The 18,658-nt window shown below is 68.3% G+C and carries 18 protein-coding genes and 1 pseudogene; 13 read left to right on the forward strand and 6 right to left on the reverse strand.

What is annotated here, in order from left to right:
- The first annotated feature begins 109 nt into the window (after positions 1–109).
- Both ABD848_RS21285 and ABD848_RS21290 read left to right on the forward strand, forming a co-directional pair.
- The gene (locus ABD848_RS21285; protein ID WP_344975595.1) at positions 110–844 is read left to right on the forward strand and encodes a hypothetical protein; all 735 of its coding nucleotides are present in this window, start codon (positions 110–112) and stop codon (positions 842–844) included.
- A 227-nt stretch (positions 845–1,071) separates the two neighbouring features.
- Complete coding sequence (locus ABD848_RS21290) at positions 1,072–1,563, forward strand: GNAT family N-acetyltransferase (protein ID WP_344975598.1); 492 nt, start codon at positions 1,072–1,074, stop codon at positions 1,561–1,563.
- 53 nt (positions 1,564–1,616) lie between these two features.
- Here the strand turns inward: ABD848_RS21290 and ABD848_RS21295 are convergent, their stop codons facing one another.
- Both ABD848_RS21295 and ABD848_RS21300 read right to left on the reverse strand, forming a co-directional pair.
- Positions 1,617–2,480: an RNA polymerase sigma-70 factor gene (locus tag ABD848_RS21295; protein ID WP_344975601.1), complete on the reverse strand. Its 864-nt coding sequence runs from the start codon at positions 2,478–2,480 to the stop codon at positions 1,617–1,619.
- Positions 2,477–3,046: a carboxymuconolactone decarboxylase family protein gene (locus ABD848_RS21300; RefSeq protein ID WP_344975604.1), complete on the reverse strand. Its 570-nt coding sequence runs from the start codon at positions 3,044–3,046 to the stop codon at positions 2,477–2,479. The genes ABD848_RS21295 and ABD848_RS21300 overlap by 4 nt, the downstream gene beginning before the upstream one ends.
- A 439-nt stretch (positions 3,047–3,485) precedes the next feature.
- On the opposite strand from ABD848_RS21300, the gene ABD848_RS21305 reads away from it, so the two are divergent.
- The 4 genes and pseudogenes from ABD848_RS21305 (at position 3,486) to ABD848_RS21320 (ending at position 8,990) form a co-directional block, all read left to right on the forward strand.
- Complete coding sequence (locus ABD848_RS21305) at positions 3,486–6,527, forward strand: Tn3 family transposase (protein WP_344975607.1); 3,042 nt, start codon at positions 3,486–3,488, stop codon at positions 6,525–6,527.
- Positions 6,528–7,046: 519 nt separating this feature from the next.
- Positions 7,047–7,602: pseudogene (locus tag ABD848_RS21310) on the forward strand (bifunctional DNA primase/polymerase).
- Positions 7,603–7,685: 83 nt separating this feature from the next.
- Positions 7,686–8,384 (forward strand): tyrosine-type recombinase/integrase, encoded by a 699-nt coding sequence (locus ABD848_RS21315; protein WP_344975613.1) that lies wholly within the window; start codon positions 7,686–7,688, stop codon positions 8,382–8,384.
- A gap of 117 nt (positions 8,385–8,501) precedes the next feature.
- A complete protein-coding gene (locus ABD848_RS21320; RefSeq protein WP_344975617.1) occupies positions 8,502–8,990 on the forward strand; it encodes a Tn3 family transposase in 489 nt (162 codons plus the stop codon).
- A gap of 252 nt (positions 8,991–9,242) precedes the next feature.
- Here the strand turns inward: ABD848_RS21320 and ABD848_RS21325 are convergent, their stop codons facing one another.
- Complete coding sequence (locus ABD848_RS21325) at positions 9,243–9,899, reverse strand: hypothetical protein (RefSeq protein WP_344975619.1); 657 nt, start codon at positions 9,897–9,899, stop codon at positions 9,243–9,245.
- Between the two features lie 1,519 nt (positions 9,900–11,418).
- Between ABD848_RS21325 and ABD848_RS21330 the strand changes: the two genes are divergently transcribed.
- Both ABD848_RS21330 and ABD848_RS21335 read left to right on the forward strand, forming a co-directional pair.
- Positions 11,419–12,360, forward strand: coding sequence for an IS982 family transposase (locus ABD848_RS21330; protein ID WP_344975622.1), 942 nt, complete (start codon positions 11,419–11,421; stop codon positions 12,358–12,360).
- Positions 12,361–12,630: 270 nt separating this feature from the next.
- Positions 12,631–12,810 (forward strand): tyrosine-type recombinase/integrase, encoded by a 180-nt coding sequence (locus tag ABD848_RS21335; protein ID WP_344975654.1) that lies wholly within the window; start codon positions 12,631–12,633, stop codon positions 12,808–12,810.
- Positions 12,811–12,822: 12 nt separating this feature from the next.
- Here ABD848_RS21335 and ABD848_RS21340 read toward each other — a convergent pair whose 3' ends face one another.
- Positions 12,823–12,999: a hypothetical protein gene (locus tag ABD848_RS21340; RefSeq protein WP_344975625.1), complete on the reverse strand. Its 177-nt coding sequence runs from the start codon at positions 12,997–12,999 to the stop codon at positions 12,823–12,825.
- A gap of 227 nt (positions 13,000–13,226) precedes the next feature.
- Here ABD848_RS21340 and ABD848_RS21345 point away from each other — a divergent pair, with 227 nt between their 5' ends.
- From ABD848_RS21345 to ABD848_RS21360, 4 genes are read left to right on the forward strand one after another with little or no spacing between them, the layout of a single operon-like run.
- Entirely contained in the window at positions 13,227–13,724 is a 498-nt protein-coding gene (locus ABD848_RS21345) for a GbsR/MarR family transcriptional regulator (protein ID WP_344975628.1), read from the forward strand.
- Positions 13,721–14,635, forward strand: a complete 915-nt coding sequence (locus ABD848_RS21350) for an ABC transporter ATP-binding protein (RefSeq protein ID WP_344975630.1) — start codon at positions 13,721–13,723, stop codon at positions 14,633–14,635. Before ABD848_RS21345 ends, ABD848_RS21350 begins: the two co-directional genes overlap by 4 nt.
- Positions 14,632–15,348, forward strand: a complete 717-nt coding sequence (locus ABD848_RS21355; protein WP_344975633.1) for a fluoroquinolone export ABC transporter permease subunit — start codon at positions 14,632–14,634, stop codon at positions 15,346–15,348. The genes ABD848_RS21350 and ABD848_RS21355 overlap by 4 nt, the downstream gene beginning before the upstream one ends.
- Positions 15,345–16,088 (forward strand): hypothetical protein, encoded by a 744-nt coding sequence (locus tag ABD848_RS21360; RefSeq protein WP_344975636.1) that lies wholly within the window; start codon positions 15,345–15,347, stop codon positions 16,086–16,088. The genes ABD848_RS21355 and ABD848_RS21360 overlap by 4 nt, the downstream gene beginning before the upstream one ends.
- A gap of 252 nt (positions 16,089–16,340) precedes the next feature.
- Here ABD848_RS21360 and ABD848_RS21365 read toward each other — a convergent pair whose 3' ends face one another.
- Positions 16,341–17,549 (reverse strand): pyridoxal phosphate-dependent aminotransferase, encoded by a 1,209-nt coding sequence (locus tag ABD848_RS21365; RefSeq protein WP_344975639.1) that lies wholly within the window; start codon positions 17,547–17,549, stop codon positions 16,341–16,343.
- A gap of 97 nt (positions 17,550–17,646) precedes the next feature.
- On the opposite strand from ABD848_RS21365, the gene ABD848_RS21370 reads away from it, so the two are divergent.
- Positions 17,647–18,315, forward strand: a complete 669-nt coding sequence (locus ABD848_RS21370; RefSeq protein ID WP_344975642.1) for a winged helix-turn-helix transcriptional regulator — start codon at positions 17,647–17,649, stop codon at positions 18,313–18,315.
- A gap of 38 nt (positions 18,316–18,353) precedes the next feature.
- Here the strand turns inward: ABD848_RS21370 and ABD848_RS21375 are convergent, their stop codons facing one another.
- Entirely contained in the window at positions 18,354–18,602 is a 249-nt protein-coding gene (locus tag ABD848_RS21375) for a DUF397 domain-containing protein (RefSeq protein WP_344975645.1), read from the reverse strand.
- Positions 18,603–18,658 lie beyond the last annotated feature (56 nt).

Here is an 18,658-nt window from a genome sequence, read left to right on the forward strand (position 1 = left end):
ACCGGCAGCTCGTCCTCCTGCCCGCCAACGGCGTCGGATCGCCCCTGACCTGCCGATTTAGCTGTACTGCTCGACAGCGTCCCGAAGAGAACATCCCCAAGATGGATACATGTCCAAAAACGAACCGTGGTTTCCCGGCCGTTGGGTCTCGGGGACCGCGCTGGTCCTCGGCCCGCTGCTCTGGCTCGCCGGGCTGCTCGTGCGCAACCACGCTCAACGCGCCACCGTCCTCGGCCCTGAGGAACGGGCCGCCCTGGAGGAGTCCATCTTCGCTGCGCCCGAGCAACTCGCCGTGTACGAACAGAACCCGGGCCTGGTTACCGCCGGGTACGCGCTCTTCGCGCTCGGGGCGCTCGTCCTGTGGCCCGCCTTCGCGGCATTGGCCCGCATGTGCGTCGAACGATCCCCCAGACTCGCGATCGCCGGCGGAGTCCTGCTCGTCACCTGCCTGTTCTCCCGGCTGTACGTGACCGGGGTGGAGCAGACCGCCTTCCAGATGGTCGACGTCATGGGACTGGAGCGAACCGTCGCACAAGTCCTGGAGAGCTACCAGGAGATCTCTTACGGACCGTGGCGCATCGCCGTCACCGCCAGTGCGCTGCAATACCTGGGCGGACCGCTCCTGGCTGTGGCCGCCTACCGGGCGGGAGTCCTCGGCACAGGACGGGCCCTGCTCCTGGTCGTCTGGGCGACAGTGTGGAGCGGTGTGCTCAAGGAGAGCGATCTGCTGTACGCAGGGCTGACCGCGCTGGCCCTGTGCGTGGCCCTCGTCCCGCTGGGCGTGCGGATGCTTTTGGGGCGACTGCCCGAGCCCCGCAGGGTTCGGCGCCTGCTCAGTTGGTGACGCGCCATCGACCGGCCGTGCGGTTCAGCCTCCTTGCCCATCACTCACCGTGGGCGGGAGAGGAGGCAGAGCCTGTGGGAATCCTTCTCACCCCGACGCGCCAAGCCGTAACCGCCGCTGACTAGCCGCCTAGGCGGGACAATTCCATGCCCAGCAGCAGTAGTGACCGGCCGTGCCGCAGCAACAGCCGGTGCGGACGGGGCATCGGGCTTTGCTGAAATGGTGTCGTGATCGTACGTGAGGCTTCCCCCAGCGAGATGGCCGAAGTCGGTGAGCTGCGGATCGCCGCTTATCGCGACCAGCACCTCTTCGATATCGACAGCGACTACCCCGAAGCACTGCGCGTGTTGGGCACCGACGGCACCGGCCATATTCTGGTCGCCGCCCAAGGCGAAACGATCCTGGGCACGGTGCTGCTGCAACCCTGGCACCCCAGCGCCAGCGAGCTCGCCCACGACTCCAGCGAGGCCGAGATCCGGGCCCTGGCCGTGGCACCGCAGGCCCAGGGGCGCGGGGTCGGCGCCGCACTGGTACACGCCGCCATGCGGCGCGCCGCCGCTGACGAGGGCGCGCGCCGCATGGTGCTGTCGACCCAGCCCACCGCGTGGGCCGCCCAACGGCTCTACCGTTCCCTGGGGTTTGCTCGGCTGCCCGAACGCGACTGGTCGCCCGTGCCCGGGTTGAACCTGCTGGCCTTCCACCGCGACCTGCCCGCCTAAGCCACCCCGATGGGTCAGGCGAGCCCACACCGCCCGCCGCACCGCACGCCCGCTCAGGAGAGCAGCAGCCCGTGGAGCTTGTCGGGGTTGCGGATCAGGCGCAGCACGCTGATGCGCCCGTCCTCGGTGACCTCGCCGCAGGCCACCGTGTCGGGCACGCCGGCCACGGTCACCAGCACGCCGGGTTCGCCGTTGACCTCGACCACGCGGGCACCGACCTGGGCCTGCTGGCGTTGCAGCACCCCCAGCAGCCACCGGCTGACCTTGTCGGCGCCGTAGAGCGGGCGCAGGGCCGACTGCACCTTGCCGCCGCCGTCGGTCCAGGCGGTCACCTCCGGGGCGAGCAGTTCCAGCATGCGGTTAAGGTCGCCGCCCAGGCAGGCGGCGAGGAACTCCTCGGTGACCTGACGCTGGAGCCGCTGGGAAACGTCGTAGCGGGGCCGCCGGGCGTGGGCGTGCGAGCGTGCCCGGTGACCGACCTGGCGCACCGAACCCTCGGAGCGGTCGACGATCCCGGCGATCTCGCCGTAGGAGAACCCGAAGACCTCCTTGAGGACGAACACCGCGCGCTCCAGCGGCGACATCGTCTCCAACACCACCAGCATCGCCAACGACACCGACTCGGCGCGCTCGACGTCCTCGGTGGCGTCGGGCTCGGCGACCAGCGGCTCGGGCAGCCAGGGCCCCACGTAGTCCTCGCGCTGGGCGCTGGCCGAGCGCAGCCGGTTCACCGCCAAATTGGTGACCGTGCGCGCCAGATAGGCTCGCGGGCGGGTCACCGGGTCGGTGACGGCGCTCCAGCGCAGCCACGCCTCCTGCACGATGTCTTCGGCGTCGGCGACACTGCCCAGCATGCGGTAGGCGATGCCGAACAGCATCGCCCGGTGCTCCTCGAAGACCGCGCTGGCCTGGTTCATGCCTGGCCGGCCCGCGCGGCGGGAACGGCGCAATGGTCGGAGAAGCCTTGGCTGGTCAGACCCAGCGCGCTGTTGACCCGCGAACGCAGGTTCTCCACGGCGATCATGGTGGTCAGCTCCACCAGCGCCTCCTCTCCCAACCGCTCGCGCAGCGCCGCGCCCAGCTCGTCGGTGACCGTGGGCGGGGTCGTCGTCATGGCCTCGGCGTAGTCCATGACAAGCGATTCCACCTCGGTGAAGGCGTCGCGGTGCTCACGCCAGTTTGCGACCCTCCTGATCTTTTCTACCGGCAGCCCCAGCTCCTCGGCTTCCCAGTACCCGAAATCGACGCACCAAGCGCATCCGATGCGCATCGCCGAGACCATCACCGCCAGGTGCTTCAGGGCCGGGTCGACCTTCTTCCACCTGTCGATGCCGCTCTCGAAGCGCAGCACGCTGCGCAGCACCCGCGTGTTGTGCGCATAGGCTTTACCGGGATCGAGCACGGTTCCGAAGCGGCGGCGGGAGTACCACTCGCCCAGGCGCAGCAGCAGGGTGCGCGGCGGGTCAAGAGAGATGCGAGCCATTACGGTCCTCCTCGCGTTGGAGTGCTTTCACCCAACAGGACAAGACAGCCCGCCCCGATGTGACACGGCACCGCTGAGCGGCTCGGGGCGACACGGCCGAAGGAGCCGGTTGTGTCCCTGGTATGCGCCAATCCGGTGGTTATGGGCACCATGCGCACCACGGCCGCGCTGTGCCTCCGACCGTTGCGTGCGCTGACGGCACCCGAGCGCGAGGACGTCATCGAGGAGCCGTGGCCATGCGCGGCTGCACCGCGACCACCACCGCCCACGATGTCGTCATCGAGGAGCCGTGGCCGGGCTGAGCCCGCTTTCCGTCGCACGGCGGCGGGCGACTGGTTCGCGCCACTCACGGCGGTTCCCTAGCCGTATCCGGGGCTGAGGAACAACGGAACGAAACCCCGCTCTAAGCGTTCCGCTCCTGCTCGTACCTTCTGGGGGCATGCCGGTTGAGTTCCTCACTGATGAGCAAGCGGCCCACTATGGCCGCTACGCCGAGCCGCCCTCGCGCGCTCACCTGGATCGTTTCTTCCACCTCGATGACGCCGACTGGGAGCTGATCGCTCCTAAGCGGCGCGATGCCAACCGCCTGGGCTTCGCCGTGCAGCTGTGCACGGCTCGTGGCTTGGGCACTTTCCTTACCGACGTCGGCGAGGTCCCTGAGAACGCCGTGGTCTACCTCGCCGAGCAGCTTGGGGTCGATGATCCGGGCTGCCTGTCCGACTACGCCGCCCGCGAGCAGACGCGCCTGGACCACGCCGAGGAGATCCGCCGCGCGTGCGGGTTCGTCGACTTCGCCGAGAAGCAGGCGGAGCTGCGCGCGTGGTTGGAAGCCCAGGTGTGGACCACCACCGATGGCCCCAAGGCGCTCTTCGATGGTGCGGTGGCCTGGTTGCGCCGCCGCGCGGTGCTGTTGCCGGGGGTGACCACCCTGGCCCGGTTGGTGGCGCGGGTGCGCGAGGAGGTCACTGAACGGTTGTGGCAGGAGTTGTGCGCGTTGCTCGGTCCCGGCCAGCAGGCGGGGCTGGAGGCGCTGCTCGCCGTGCCCGAGGGGGAGCGGGTCTCCAATCTGGAGCGGCTGCGCCGCGGGCCTACCCGCCGTTCGGGCCAGGAGATGGTGCGCGCTCTGGACCGGGTCGCCGAGATCTTCGGTCTCGGGCTGGGTCAGGTGGACCTGTCGGGTTTCCCGGCGCGGCGCGTGGCCGAGATGGCGCGCTACGGGCTGGCGGGCAAGGCGCCGCTGCTGCGGCGCCACGACGACCCGCGTCGGCTGGCCACCTTGCTGGCCACGGTGGTGCACCTGCAGGCCCGCGCGGTCGATGACGCCCTGGAGCTGCTGGATTTGCTGATGACCACCAAGCTTCTGGCTCAGGCCGAGCGCGAGTCGGTCAAGGAGAAGGTCAAGCGGCTGCCCCGGTTGAACGCCGAGTCGGCCAAGCTGGCGGCGGCCGTGGGGGTGCTGATCGAGGCCACCCCCGGCGAGGAAGGCGACGCGGCGGCGGTCAGTTTGGCCCAGGTGTGGGAGCGCATCGAAAGTGTCGTCCCGCGTGGGGAGTTGGCGGCGGCGCTGCGTGCGCTGGAGGAGATGCTGCCGGCACCCGATTCCGATGCCGACGAGGAGTGGCGGGCAGAGCTGGTCACCCGCTACGGCAGTGTGCGCGGGTTCCTGCCGATGCTCACCCAGGTCATCGACTTCGGCGCCACCGTGGAGGGGGCGCTGGCGCTGGAGGCGATGCGGCGCCTGCCCGAGTTGATCGGCCGCAAGAAGGTCTTGGCGCGCGAGGTCGACACCTCCCTGGTCACCGGGTCCTGGCACAAGCTGGTGTTCGCCGAGGGGCCCGAGGTGGTGCACAAGGCCGCCTACGTGTTCTGCGTGCTGGAACAGTTTCACCGCCATCTCAAGCGCCGCGACATCTACGCTCCGGCCTCCTCGCGGTGGAACGATCCGCGCTCCAAGCTCTTGGCCGGATCCGCCTGGGAGCAGGCCAAACCGGCCGCGTTGGCCGCGCTCGGGCTGCCGGAGGATCCGGATGCGTTCCTGGCCGCACACGCCGAGCTGCTGGATGCGACCTATCGCGAGGTCGGCGGGCGCCTGATCGCCAACGACGCGGTCACCGTGGATGAGCGCGGCCGACTGCACCTGGCCCAGCTCACGGCCGTCAAGGATCCGCCGAGCCTGGTCGACCTGCGCACCCGCATCGGGCGCATGCTGCCGCGGGTGGACCTGCCTGAGCTGATCCTGGAGGTGATGAGTTGGCATCCGGGCTTCATGGATGCCTTTACCGGCGTGTCCGGGTCCGAGGCGCGCCTGGCCGACCTGGATGTCACCGTGGCCGCGCTGCTGGTGTGCCACTCCTGCAACCTCGACTACACACCGGTGGCCAAGCCCGGCGTGGCGGCGTTGAGCCGCGACCGGCTCTCCCACGTCGACCAGACCTACCTGCGTGCCGAGACCTACTCGGTGGCCAACGTGCCCCTCATTGAGGGCCAGGCCGGCAACGCGCTGGCTCTGGCGTGGGGCGGTGGGCGCGTCGCCTCGGTGGACGGGATGCGGTTCGTCGTCCCCGTCAACACCATCCACTCCCGGCCCAACCGGCGCTACTTCGGACGGCGCCGCGGCTCGACGTGGCTGAACATGGTCAACGACCAGGCCGCAGGGCTGTCGGGCATGGTGGTGGCCGGCACCCCGCGCGACACCCTGCACCTGCTGGATGTCCTCTACAACCAGGACGGCGGGCTGGCACCCGACATCATCGTCACCGACGAGGGCTCCTACTCCGACCTCATCTTCGGCCTGGTCCACCTGCTGGGAAGGCAGTACCGGCCCCAGTTGGCCGACGTGCCCGACCACCGGCTCTGGCGCGTCAACCGCACGGCCGACTACGGGCCGCTGGATGCCGCCGCACGCGGCCGCATCGACACCGACCGGATCCGCCGCCACTGGGACGACATCTGCCGCGTGGTCGCCTCGATCCATACCGGTGCCGTGCGTGCCTACGACGTCATCCGGATGCTCTCGCGCGATGGCAACCCCACCCAGCTCGGGCTGGCCATCGCCCACTTCGGCCGGCTGCACAAGAGCCTGCACGTGCTGTCCTACATCGATGACGAGTCCTACCGCCGTGCCATCAAGGCCCAGACCAGCCTGCAGGAGTCCCGTCACGCCCTGGCCCGGTGGGTCTTCCACGGCAAGCACGGCGAGCTGCGCCAGCGCTACCGCGACGGGATGGAGGACCAGCTCGGCGCCCTGGGGTTGGTGCTCAACTGCATCACCCTGTGGAACACCGTCTACATGGACGCCGCTTTGGACCAGCTACGCGCTGAGGGTTACCCGGTGCGCGAGGAGGACGTCGTCTACCTTTCTCCCTTCGCCCGCCGGCACATCAACGTCAACGGCCACTACTCGTTCCTGCTGCCTGACATGCCCGGCGGCCGCCGCGAGTTGCGCGACCCTGACGAGCCGCTGGAGGGCGAGGAGGAATGAGTCTTTGGATCGCAGGCGAGTGTCGGTGGGCTTCGCTAAAGTACGCACTGCGGTCAGTGGACCGTGGGCCCGGCTCAAGGCCCGGATGTTGTTCGGCCCGTGACCGAACACCTCGATCCGAAGGTGCCCCGCACCGAGCCCTCGCGCACCTGCTTTTCACCGGCCGGCGTCTTTCCTGGGCGCGGCGAGTCACGGGATCGCCGCCGACTGCGGAAGGGATGACCGTGCCCATCGACCACGCGCGCAAGAACCAGCTCAACGCCATCAAGGACGCCTACGGCGTCAAGCACGCCGATGCCATCGCCCTGCTTGACCCCCCGACGTCGACGAACGCAATGTGCTTCTGGACGTCATCGAGACCTACCGCGGCATCGGCACCTACACCGACGCGGTGGCCTACCTGGAACAGCAGCGCAACGACCCGCGCAACCAGGTGATGTGCGAAACCTGCGGGTGGGTGTGGGGGATGGTGTGCCCCGAGTGCCCCGGCTGCGGCTGCTACAACGCCGTGTGCTCGGGATGGCGCCACCACGAGTACATGGACGAGGACGAGCGCGCCGAACTGACCGCGTGCGACGAGTACGGCGGCAACGCCTACAACCCCCCGGAGTACCACGGGTGGCGGTTGCCCGCGGCCTGGCCGTGTTCGCGCTCCCGCCCGGCGGAAACTTCCCGGACCGGCGCGGATGGCAGAAAAGCGCCACCACCGAGGCCGACCAGGTCCGTCGAACCTGGCGCCGCGGCGACAACGTCGGCATCGGCTGCTGGGCCTCCGGCGTCGTCGGTCTCGACCTCGACGTCGCCGACGACTGCCACCCCGAGCGGGGGCATGCACCTGTACTTCCGCGCCCTGCCGGGGCGGGTGATCACCAGCGTCTCGGGCGGCCGGTCCCGGCTGGGGGCCGGTATCGACGTGCGCGGGCCGGGCGGGCGCGGCGGCTACCTCGTCGGCCCCGACTCCGTGGTGAACGGACGCTCCTACGCCATCACCCATGACGCCCCGATCCAACTCCTGCCCGACTGGCTCACCGACCAGCTCGCCCTACCGCAGATAGCACATGAATATCTGCGGTAACGTCGCTACCGACCAGGGGCAACGTCCCCGCGCCGCGGTGGCGACTCGCCATGGATATCTGCGACAGCGCTCGGAAGGTGGCGATGGGCACGATCCACCGGCTGGAGACCGGCACCGCCGTGCCCACTCTCGGCCAGGCGTGCGAGGCGTTCCTCGCCGCCACCGCTAACCCCAACACCGCCCGCTCCTATGCCACCGCGCTGGGTGCGCTGGCCGACTGGCTCGGCGCCCACCAACCGCTGTCGGTGTTGGAGGGCGAGCGGATCCCCGACCGGGCCGCCGCATGGTTCACCGCCACCTGGGGCTCCGCGGCGCCGGCAACGTTCAATGCCCGCCTCAACGCCCTGGCCGCCGCAGCGAACTGGTGGCGCGAGCAGGGATGGCTCACCGGCAACCCGCTGATACGGATCCGGCGCCGCCAGCGCACGCCCGACCGCACCCGCGCGCTGGACCGCGCCGAGATCGAGCGGGTACTGGCCGCCGAACACCTCGGACTGCGCGAACGCACGCTGTGGCGGCTGCTGTATGAGTCGGCCACCCGGGCCACCGAGGTGCTCTCGCTGGACGCCGACGAGCTGGACCTAGCCAACCGGCGCGCCCGCGTGCGGCGCAAGGGTGGGGCGGCCGATGTCATCACCTGGCGCACCGCCACCGCGCGGCTGCTGCCCCGCCTGCTGGCCGGACGCACGAGCGGCCCGGTCTTCCTCACCGACCGGCGCGCCCGCGTGGAGCTCGCACCGGTCGACCTCGACCCGACCACCGGCCGGGCGCGGCTGTCCTAGGGGGGTGAGGAGGATTGCTGAAGAAATTCCCGGTAGCGCCGTGACCTCGGCTGCGGTTCGGTGACGAGGCGATCCTGGCCAGCTCATGGGCCCTACGTTCTGGCTCATGTCGCCCGTGTGGACAAGGCCGCGTTCATCCTGTGCGTCATCGAGCACCTGCACCGCGGGCTACGCCGCCGTGACGCCTTCGCCCACTACGGCCGCATCTTCAAGACTCTGCACCTGTTGCAGTTCCTGCACGATCAGAGCTACCGGCGCATGATCACCGCCCAGCTCAACGTCTCCGAATCCCGCCACGGGCTGGCCCGCAAGATCTGCTTCGGCAACCGCGGCGAACTCAAGCAGCGCTACCGCGAAGGACTCGAAGACCAGCTTGGCGCTCTGGGCTTGGCGCTCAACGCCGTGGTGTGGTGGAACAGCCTCTACATCGACGCTGCCGTGGCCCGCCTGCGCGCTGAGGGGTTCCCCGTCACCGAGGACATGTGCGCCCGCCTGTCCCCGCTGGGGTTGGACCACATCAACTTCCTGGGCTCCTATGTCTTCCCCCACCCCGAAGTCGAGGCTGGGCTGCGCCCACTGCGCGCCCCGGACGCGGCCGAGGAGTAGACATACCAGTCGGCCTGCGTCACCGCGGGTGCCGCAGGCCGACTCACGCTGGCCGTCGTCGACCGACCTCCTCCTGTTCGGAAAACGGCCGATTCTCGGACAGGGCAGTGGCGCGAGGAAAACCGGAACGACAACCCGCATTTGCACGCTCAGTCACCTATGTCACGGAGAGTGCTACCGCCAAAATCCATTCCGATCCTCCCCGAGGGCCGAGGCCATCACCCACTAGCCACCCAATCCGGCGGCTGACTGTCACCCTTGGGTATACACAGGGCTTTCTTCCGCGGTTTCCCGACTTTCGAGCAGGCGGTAGTGGTCGACGCTGCTGTCGGCGTGGTGGGCGAGGATCTCGCGGATACGGCCGCTGTGTGCCTCGGCTGTGAGGTCGAGGGAGGATATATGCGTGTCGGCCGCGCCGTTGTAGGGGGAGGGTAGGCGGTGGTGGGGTAGTGCACTGATTCGGATGAGGTCGGCGTCCTCCTCGTGCAATGCGGTGATGCGGTCGATGAGCCCTAGAAGCCGGCTGGGTTCGAGGAGTTCGGCCATCCAGTCCTCGGTCCAGAAGCTCCACGGGACCGGGTCCCCGGGATCGTCGCTCAGGTTCTGCACACGCCGGGACCCGCCCAGTTCGAGGGTGAGGCGCTGCCCGTCACGCTGGATGCGTTCCCCGTCGGGGCGGTGCACCGTCCACTCCTGCTCGGCGGTGATGTCCAGTCCTCGCCAGAGGTGCAAGCTCGATCCCGGTTCTGGCCGTCCCGGCCGGTAGGGCTGCTCGGAGCGGTCCTCGCCGTCGGGGCCGGTCGCGGGGACCGTCACGGTGGCTTCGGCTCGGAAACAACCGCGTGTGGGTGTGATCAGCCCCGGGATGCACATGGCTCCGAGGACTCGCTGCGTTCCCTCAACCAGCATCGGAGGCTCCTTCCGGGCAGCTGTCGGTGTTCCTCCAACCATAGGAGGCCGACGCCTCGGGTATGGGCTCTACCGACACTGATGCCTCGATCCAACTGACTTGCACGACGTGGTATTCGGCGCAGGGATCGGTCGGCCCCAAGGCGATCGCGGTGGACCCGTTTCCTGTAGGAGCGAATGCGCACTCACCGGCGCGAAGTTCCAAGTCCGCCGCAGAGCGCACTTCGCTGCACCGCCGCTCCTGGGCCTTTTCGGGGGCGGGGATCCCATCGGCACCGACCGTTGGGTAGGTCATGTGGACGACTCGGATAGGAACGCTGTGCCCTTCCGCGGTAATGGTTGGGATGTCACCGCTCGTGTCGACCTCCTCCCAGCTCAAGCTTTCGGGGACCTCTCCACTTTCTCCCGGCCAATTCCGATAGAAGGGTTCCACCATCACGCCTTCAACGCTTAATTCCGGCGGTCCATCAGGAATGAAGCGCCGCTCGGTTTCGCGCCAGACCGCGCCCTCATAGGAAGGGCTTGTGCTGGTGGGCGTAGCCGAGCGGGAGGGGGATCCGGCGTTGTCCGCGTCAGAGCATCCGCTGGCTGCCGCCGCAGCAGTCGCGGCAGCAGCCAGCAACGAAAAATACCTCACGGATTGGATCCGCAATAGATTGCAGAGTCGTTCTGCTCGTAAGCACTGGCCGAGAAGGTCTGGGAGCCGGTGCTTACGGTGCCGAACCCCTCGGTGCGGTATCTGTACCAGGATCCGAAGTCACAGGACGCAGTGACCGTACGGCGATGCGTCTGCACGTTTCCCTCGGTCTTGGTCTTAGCCGGGAGTTCACCAATGTTCTGCCAGCCATACCAGCGAGATCGGTACGTTTTTCCCGAAACCGTGTTGGACACCAGCACGAGATCCCGGCAGAAGCTGACTATGCGGGTGTGAATCTCTCCGTAGCTACGGCTGTAGTGGGGAGAGTTCACCTGGATTCCGCATGATTGGGCAGCAAGGGTTGAGGGAGAGGACTGCTCATCGGTGGTGTAGTAGCTGTCACTGCCCTGTGGAATGCCCTCGGTCGCCTCCGATTGGCTACGCTCGCCTTCGACGTCCTCCGCATCGGCAAGTGCTGTGGGGAGGGGGGGAAAGGGTAATCGCTAAAGTGCTTACGCAGCTCACAACGGCGATCCGAAATACGGATGGCATAGCTCTCTCCTCGATTCGGGGAAGGGAGGATTGCACCGGGATTACTGAGCACGGCGAAAGATCACTAAACGCTCGTCGCGGCGGCCCGGAACCATCGGTGCGGACGGAAGTCGGGGGTCGTTGACAATGTCGCGACTGGGCACTGCGGCTGGCAGCCCCCGCGGCACGCGGGATGTCCGTATGCGGCCACGGCTACCAGAGTGCGGCGGGCCCGCTGGCCTTCGGGGAGGATCGGTACGGATTACGGCACCCGGACTGGGGACACGGCTAGATGATTGCTTCCAAGGGGGCCGGCTGCGCGCATGAGACGAGGGAGTCCAAGCTCCGTGTGTGACGACAGAACTGAACTCCCTCGCGACCGCACTCTACGTCAGAACCGACGACCTGATGGGGCAATCACCCCGACTGGCGCCGTGGCGCCCGACCACGGGGATCGTCCCCCGGCTGTCCGACGCCGAGCTGGTCACCCTGGCGATGATGCAGGCCCTGCTCGGCTTCACCTCCGAGCGTCGCTGGATCCGCTACGCCGGCACCCACCTGCGGCACCTGTTCCCCTACCTGCCCCAGGCGCCCGGATACAACAAGCGGCTACGCAAGGCCGCCGGACTGATCCAGCAGGTCATCCGGCTACTCGCGGTCGACACCGCGCTGTGGTCCGACGATGTGTGGACCGTGGACTCCACTCCGGTGGAATGCGGCCGCTCCCGGGAGACCGTCAAGCGCTCCGAGTTGGCCGGATGGGCCGAGTACGGCTACTGCGCCTCCCATTCGCGGTTCTTCTGGGGGCTGCGGCGGCACCTGGTGTGCACCCTGCACGGGCTTCCCCTCGCGTTCGCGCTCACCGGGGCCAAGGCCGACGAGCGCGAGACCGTGCTGTCGATGGTGGAGGCCGAGCCCGCCCTGGTGGCCGGGCGAGCGGGCCAGAGGCTGATCGGCGACAAGAACTACTACGGGCGCGGCTTCGAGCGTGCTCTGAACGAGGTGGGCATCCGGCTGCTACGCCCGGCCCGCAAGGGCGAGGCCCCGCGGCCCGGATCGCCGCTGTTTCGGCCGTTGCGGCAGATCATCGAGTCGGTCAACGAGACGTTCAAGGGCCAGTTGGATCTGGAGCGCCACCGAGGCCGCACACCAGCGGGCGTGATGACCCGCGTCCTGCAGCGCATCCTCGCGCTGACCAGCGCGATCTGGCACCACCACCTGACCCTGGTCACCGCCGCCCATGCCTTCCTCACCCTCAGACGGCTCGACCCAAGACCCCTGACGCCGGCCTGAGTCTGTACCAGGTGCTCGACGCCCTGCAAGAGGTGCTGCTGCGCTGGACCAGCCTCTGCCACACCTGCCACAGGCCCCTCGCACAGCAGCACCCACCCGACACAAGTTAACGAAGTGCTACTAGGAGGCTGGGGGCCAAGAACATGCGCGTGCACATTCGGCCATCATCGTCACGGAGAGTGCTACCGCTAAATCCTGTACCGATCCTCCTCAGGTCCCTCCTACCGGCGCGCCGCCGAACTCTTCGAGCACGCCTCGGGCGGGGCGAGCCTGCACCAGCTGCGCCACTCGGCGCTGACGCATGCCGCCGAGGACGGGGCCAACACCGCGGTCCTGCTGTCCTACTCCGGGCACACCTCGGTGGCCAGCCTGGCCCGCTACGCCCGGGTCTCGGCCGAAGCACTGGCGGCCTGGCAGTCCCAGCGCGACCCGGCCACCCGCAAGCGCTGACGCAGCCCCGGATCAGTCGCCGTCGCCGTCCTTAGCGCGGTCCTGGTCCTGCTCATCCTCGCGGCGGTCGGCCGCCGACTGGGCCCGGGAGTCGAACCCGGACTGCGCCGAGTCCGACTCGGGGTCCTTAGCCGCAGCCGACTGGATCCGCGCCGCGGCGTCCTTGTCCATTTCCGTGTGCTTGCCCATGCGAATTACCTACCCGGTTACCCCGACCGATCGTTGTGGTCAGGGAGAACGCTTAGCGCGGGATTTCGTTCCAATGTTCCCCAACCCCGGTATCCCCCGCTGCCGCTGGCACGTCCACCATCCCCCCATTCACGATGAAGTTTCAGAAATTATTGAAATTTCATTGCAGTGGCTCTAGAGTTCGAGCGACACCAGCGGGACCGATCGACCGCAAGAGGAGGTGCCTCGTGTCCGACGGTGAGGTGGAAGCCGAACGCCACGCCTTCATCGAGGAACTCGCCCAGTTCTTCGAAGACAGCGGCCTGCCCCGCATGGAGGGCCGCGTGCTGGGCTGGCTGGTGGTGTGCACCCCCGCCCACCAGTCCGCCGAGGAGATCGCCACCGCCCTGGGCGCCAGCCGCGGCGCGATCAGCATGGCGGTGCGGCTGCTGCAACGCGCCGAGGCCGTGGAGCGGGTCAGCTTCCCGGGCACGCGCCGCCACTACTACCGGCTACGCCCAGGCATGTGGCGCCGCGAGATCGACCGGCGCGTCCACGAGGCCACGGCCGTGCGCACCATGGCCGAAGACGGCCTCAACCGCTTGGCCTCGGCCCCCGACCAGGACCTACAGCGGCTGCGCGACCTCTACGACATGTACGCCTTCCTCGAACGCGAATACCTCCAGATTCGCGATCGCTGGCACGACCACGAGACCGGCCACACCCCGAAAGAGCACGAGGAATGACCCACGTAGGACAACCGATCGCCACCGGGGGCGCAACCACGACCCCCACCGTCATCGACGTTCGTGACCTCAACTTCAGCTACCCCAAAGCCGCCGAGCCGGCCGTCACCAACATGACGTTCTCGGTGCGCTCCGGCGAGATCTTCGGCTTTTTGGGCCCCAGCGGAGCGGGCAAGTCCACCACCCAGAAAATCCTCATCGGCCTGCTCCCCGACGGACAGGGCACCGTGCGGGTCTGGGGCAAGACACCGCGAGAGTGGGGCAACAGCTACTACGAGCGCATCGGCGTCTCCTTCGAACTACCCAACCACTACCGCAAGCTCACCGCCCTGGAAAACCTGCGCTTCTTCGCCTCGCTCTACAGCGGCGCCACCGAGGACCCCATGGCGCTGCTGGAGCGCGTGGGCCTGGCCGACGACGCCCACACCCAGGTCGGCCGGTTCTCCAAAGGCATGCAGACCCGACTGACGTTCGTGCGCGCGCTCCTCAACCGCCCCGAGCTGATCTTCCTCGACGAGCCCACCTCCGGCATGGACCCACGCAACGCCCGCATCGTCAAAGACATGATCGCCGAACTGCGTGACCAGGGCCGCACCGTCTTTTTGACCACCCACGACATGGCCACCGCCGAGGAACTGTGCGACCGGGTCGCCTTCGTCGTCGACGGCCGCATCGCCATCCTCGACTCCCCCGCCGAACTCAAACTCGCCCGCAGCAAACGGACCGTGCGGGTGCAGTACCGCTGCACCGAGGGCGCCCCGTTGGAAACCGCCGAATTCGCCCTCGACGGGCTGGCCGACGACGAGGCCCTACACACCCTGCTGCGCCAGGCGCGAGTGGAGTCGATCCACAGCCAAGAGGCCGGCCTCAACGACGTGTTCGTCGAGGCCACGGGACGGAGCCTGACATGAGCGCGCTGCGGGGACTGCGCAGCAGCGCCCGCCTAGAGCTGCGCCTACAGAAACGCTACGGGTTCGGCTACGCCGCGCTCTTCTCAGCCGTGCTGTGGCTGGCGATCCTGCTGCCCATCCCCGCCGACTACCGCGACGTCGCCGCCCCGCTGGTGCTCTTCGGCGACCTGATCGTGGTCGCGTTCTTCTTCATCGCCGGCTCGGTGTTCTTCGAAAAGGGCGAACGCACCCTGTTCGCCCTCGTGGTCACCCCACTGCGGTTCCGCGACTACCTGCTGGCCAAACTGCTCAGCCTGACCCTGCTCAGCGTCGTGCTGAGCCTGATCATCATCGTGGGTGCCCACGGCCTGGACTTCGCCGCCGTGCCCATGCTCACCGGCGTGGTGGTCACCACCGTGCTGATGCTGCTGGTCAGCTTCGTCACCGCCGTGCCTTACCCCTCCATCACCGACTGGATTCTTCCGGTGTCGTTCCTGCTGGCGGTGTTGAGCCTGCCGCTGCTGCACTATTCGGGGCTATGGCAGCACTGGCTGCTCTACCTGATCCCCACCCAAGGCGCGCTCATCCTCTTCGGCGCCGCCTTCGACCAGCTCACCCCCACCGCCTGGGAGGTCGGTTACGCGGTGGGCTACCAACTGCTGTGGATCGCCGCCTTGGCGCTGCTGGCCAAGCGCGCCTTCGACCGCTACATCGTCGCCGGGGAGGGACAGTGAGGACCACCGCCACATTCCTGGCCTTCGGCCGCAACGACCTGGTCAGCATCCGCCGCGACTCGCTGCTGCGCATGCTCATCGTGGCGCCGTTCGCCTACGCCGCCCTCGTGCGGTTCCCGGTGCCGCCGCTGACCGAGCTGCTCGACCAGCGCTACGGCGTCGACCTGGTGGCCTACTACCCCCTGATCGTGTCCTTCTTCACGGTGCTGGGGCAGGCGGCGATCCTGGGCGCGCTGGCCGGCCTGTTACTGCTGGACGAAAAAGACACCGCAACGCTGCACGCGGTGCGCGTCACCCCCGCCTCACTGACGGGCTTCGCCGCCTACCGCGTCACCACCGTCATCGCCGCCGTCACCGTCTACACCGTCGTGAGCACCAGCCTCAGCGGGCTCATGGCGTGGTCAACCCTGCCCGGCACTGCCGCCGCCGGACTGTGCGCGGGATTGGTGGCCGCGGGGGTGGCGCTGAGCATGGCCCTGATCGCCGACAACAAAGTGGAAGGCATGGCGGTCGTGCGCGCGCTCGGGCTACTCCTGCTCGGGTTGCCGATGCTGCCCTACTTCATCCCCACCCCCTGGGAGTGGCTGTTCGGCCTGCTGCCCTCCTACTGGCCGGCCAAGATCTACTGGGTCGCCGCTAAGGGCGGCACCCTGTGGCCTTACCTGCTCATCGGGGTGGCCTACAACGCCGCCGTGCTGACGCTGCTGCTGCGCGGCTACAGCCGGCGCCACTTCACCTAGATTCTGCTTTTCGAACGGCTGGGGGTGGGGGCTGTGGGAGTGCTCGTCGTCCGCTCGTGCCTCGATCGCTTCGCGATCTCGGCAGCCCGCGGGGGCGACAGCGGACACGCTCCCCCGTTCCGCCTCCCCCTCGCTCACGCCGACCTTTTCAAAAAACAGAACCTCAGCCCCCGGGCTGGGGCGCCCACCCGCGCGCCGCAGCCCAGGCGCTACGACACCGCGCGCCCGCCACCACCGGCGCCGCCTCGCGCGTTACTGCCGATACCCGGCCAAAAACCGCCCGATCCGGTTGATCGCGGTCTCCAACTGCTCGGCGTGGGGCAGGGTCAGGATGCGGAAATGGTCGGGTCGGGGCCAACTGAAACCGGTGCCCTGCACGATGTGGATCTTCTCCTGCAACAGCAGGTCCAGCACGAAGCGCTCGTCGTCTTGGATACGGTGCACCGCCGGGTCCAGCCGCGCGAAGGCGTACAGCGCCCCCTTGGGTTTGACACACGACACGCCCGGGATCGCGTTGAGCGCCTCCCACGCCCGGTCGCGCTGCATCCCCAACCGGCCCGTGGGCAGCACCAACTCCTCGATGCCCATCCGCCCGCTCAACGCGCCCTCGATCGCCAACTGCGCCGGCACGTTAGGGCACAGCCGCATGCCGGCCAGCATCGTCAACCCTTCCAGATAGTCGGCGGCGTGGTGGCGCGGCCCCGACACCACCATCCACCCGGCCCGAAACCCCGCCACCCGGTAGGCCTTGGACATGCCGCTGAAGGTCAGGCACAACACGTCGGGGGCGAGCGCGGCGGCGTTGTGGTGCACCAGATCGTCGTAGAGGATGCGGTCGTAGATCTCGTCGGCGAAGACCACGAGGTGGTGGCGCCGCGCCAGATCGAGCACCCCTTCGACCGCCTCGCGCGAGTAGACCGCGCCGGTGGGGTTGTTCGGGTTGATCAGCACGATCGCCTTAGTACGGTCGGTGATTTTGGCGGCGATGTCGTCGAGGTCGGGGAACCAGTCGGCGCCCTCGTCGCACATGTAGTGCACCGCCGTACCGCCGGCCAGCGTGGTCACCGCCGTCCACAGCGGGAAGTCCGGTGCGGGGATCAGCACCTCGTCGCCGTCGTCGACCAGCGCCTGCACCGCCATCGTCACCAGCTCAGAGACCCCGTTGCCCAAGAAGACGTCGCCGGCGTCCACGCTCATGCCCTGGCCCTGGTAGTGGCGCGCCACCGCCTCGCGCGCCGGCGCCAACCCGCGCGCGTCGCAGTAGCCGTGCGCCTCGGGCAGCCCGCGCATGATGTCGTCGAGGATCTGTTGGGGCGCTTCGAACCCGAATAACGCCGGGTTGCCGGTGTTGAGCCGCAGCACGCTGTGGCCGGCCTCCTCCAGCGCGTTGGCCTGGTCCACCACCGGCCCGCGGATCTCGTAACAGACCCCCGACAGTTTGCTCGACTGCTTGAACTCCATGGCTGTCCTTCCCGGCGGCGCGTGGGCACACGACAATCTTACTTGGTTCTACCAAGTTTTCACTTGGACAGTCCAACTAGGCGGTTAAACTACAGCCATGCCCAGACGAAGCTACGACCAGTTCTGCGCCGTGGCCCGCGCCTTGGATGTGGTCGGGGAACGCTGGACCCTGCTCATCGTCCGCGAACTGCTGGCCGGCCCTCGCCGCTACACCGACCTGCACGCCGACCTGCCGGGCGTGAGCACCGATGTCCTCGCCTCCCGCCTCAAGGAGATGGAGCGCGACGGCCTGGTCGAGCACCGTCGACTCCCGCGGCCGGCCGGCGCCGGAGTCTACGACCTCACCCCGCGCGGGCGCGGCCTGCTGCCCGCCCTGACCGCGCTCGCCCAGTGGGAGTCTGCTGTATTAGAGGAGCGCCGCCCCACCGACGCGCTGCGCGCGCACTGGTTCGCGCTCCCCCTCCTGGAGATTATCGCTGGTCACAGCGCCCACGCGAGGGGTGTCGTGGAGATCTCGCTCGACGAGGGCATCTTCCACCTGCGCGTGGGTGATGCAGATGAGGCCGGTTACGCTGACGGCCCCGCCGAGGCGCCCGATGCGCGTATCGCCACCGACCTCGCCACCGTCACCGCTTTGGCCTCGGGCCAACTCGACTTCGGCCAAGCCGTGGCCGACAAGCGCGCCGACGTCTCAGGCGCCGGCGACCTCGCCCACACCCTGCGCACCGCCACCCCCGACGACAACAGCGCCCCCGCCCGGCCGTGACGGCGGGGAGAGGGCGCGGGCCAGGTGGCGGGAGAAAGTTAGGCGTTGTCTTTGAGGGTGGTGAGGAAGGCCGACCACTCGGCAGCGCTGAAGGCGAGGTGGCCCAGCTCGGGGTGCTTGGAGTCGCGCACAGCCGCCCCACAGGGCAGGTCAGCGACCTCCACACAGTTTTGAGCGTGGCCGCTGTAGCTGCTGGTGCGGAAGTCGGTGGGGAGATGGGCGACTTCGACGCAGTTCTGTGAGTTCCCAGAGCTGTAGCTGCTCTTGCGGAACACGAGGTCAGGCACTGTTCTCACTCTCTTGCAGCACATCGCGGATGAACTGCTCGCTTTGCTGTTTGCTC

The organism is Salinactinospora qingdaonensis (genome assembly GCF_039539445.1).
Lineage (GTDB): Bacteria > Actinomycetota > Actinomycetes > Streptosporangiales > Streptosporangiaceae > Salinactinospora > Salinactinospora qingdaonensis.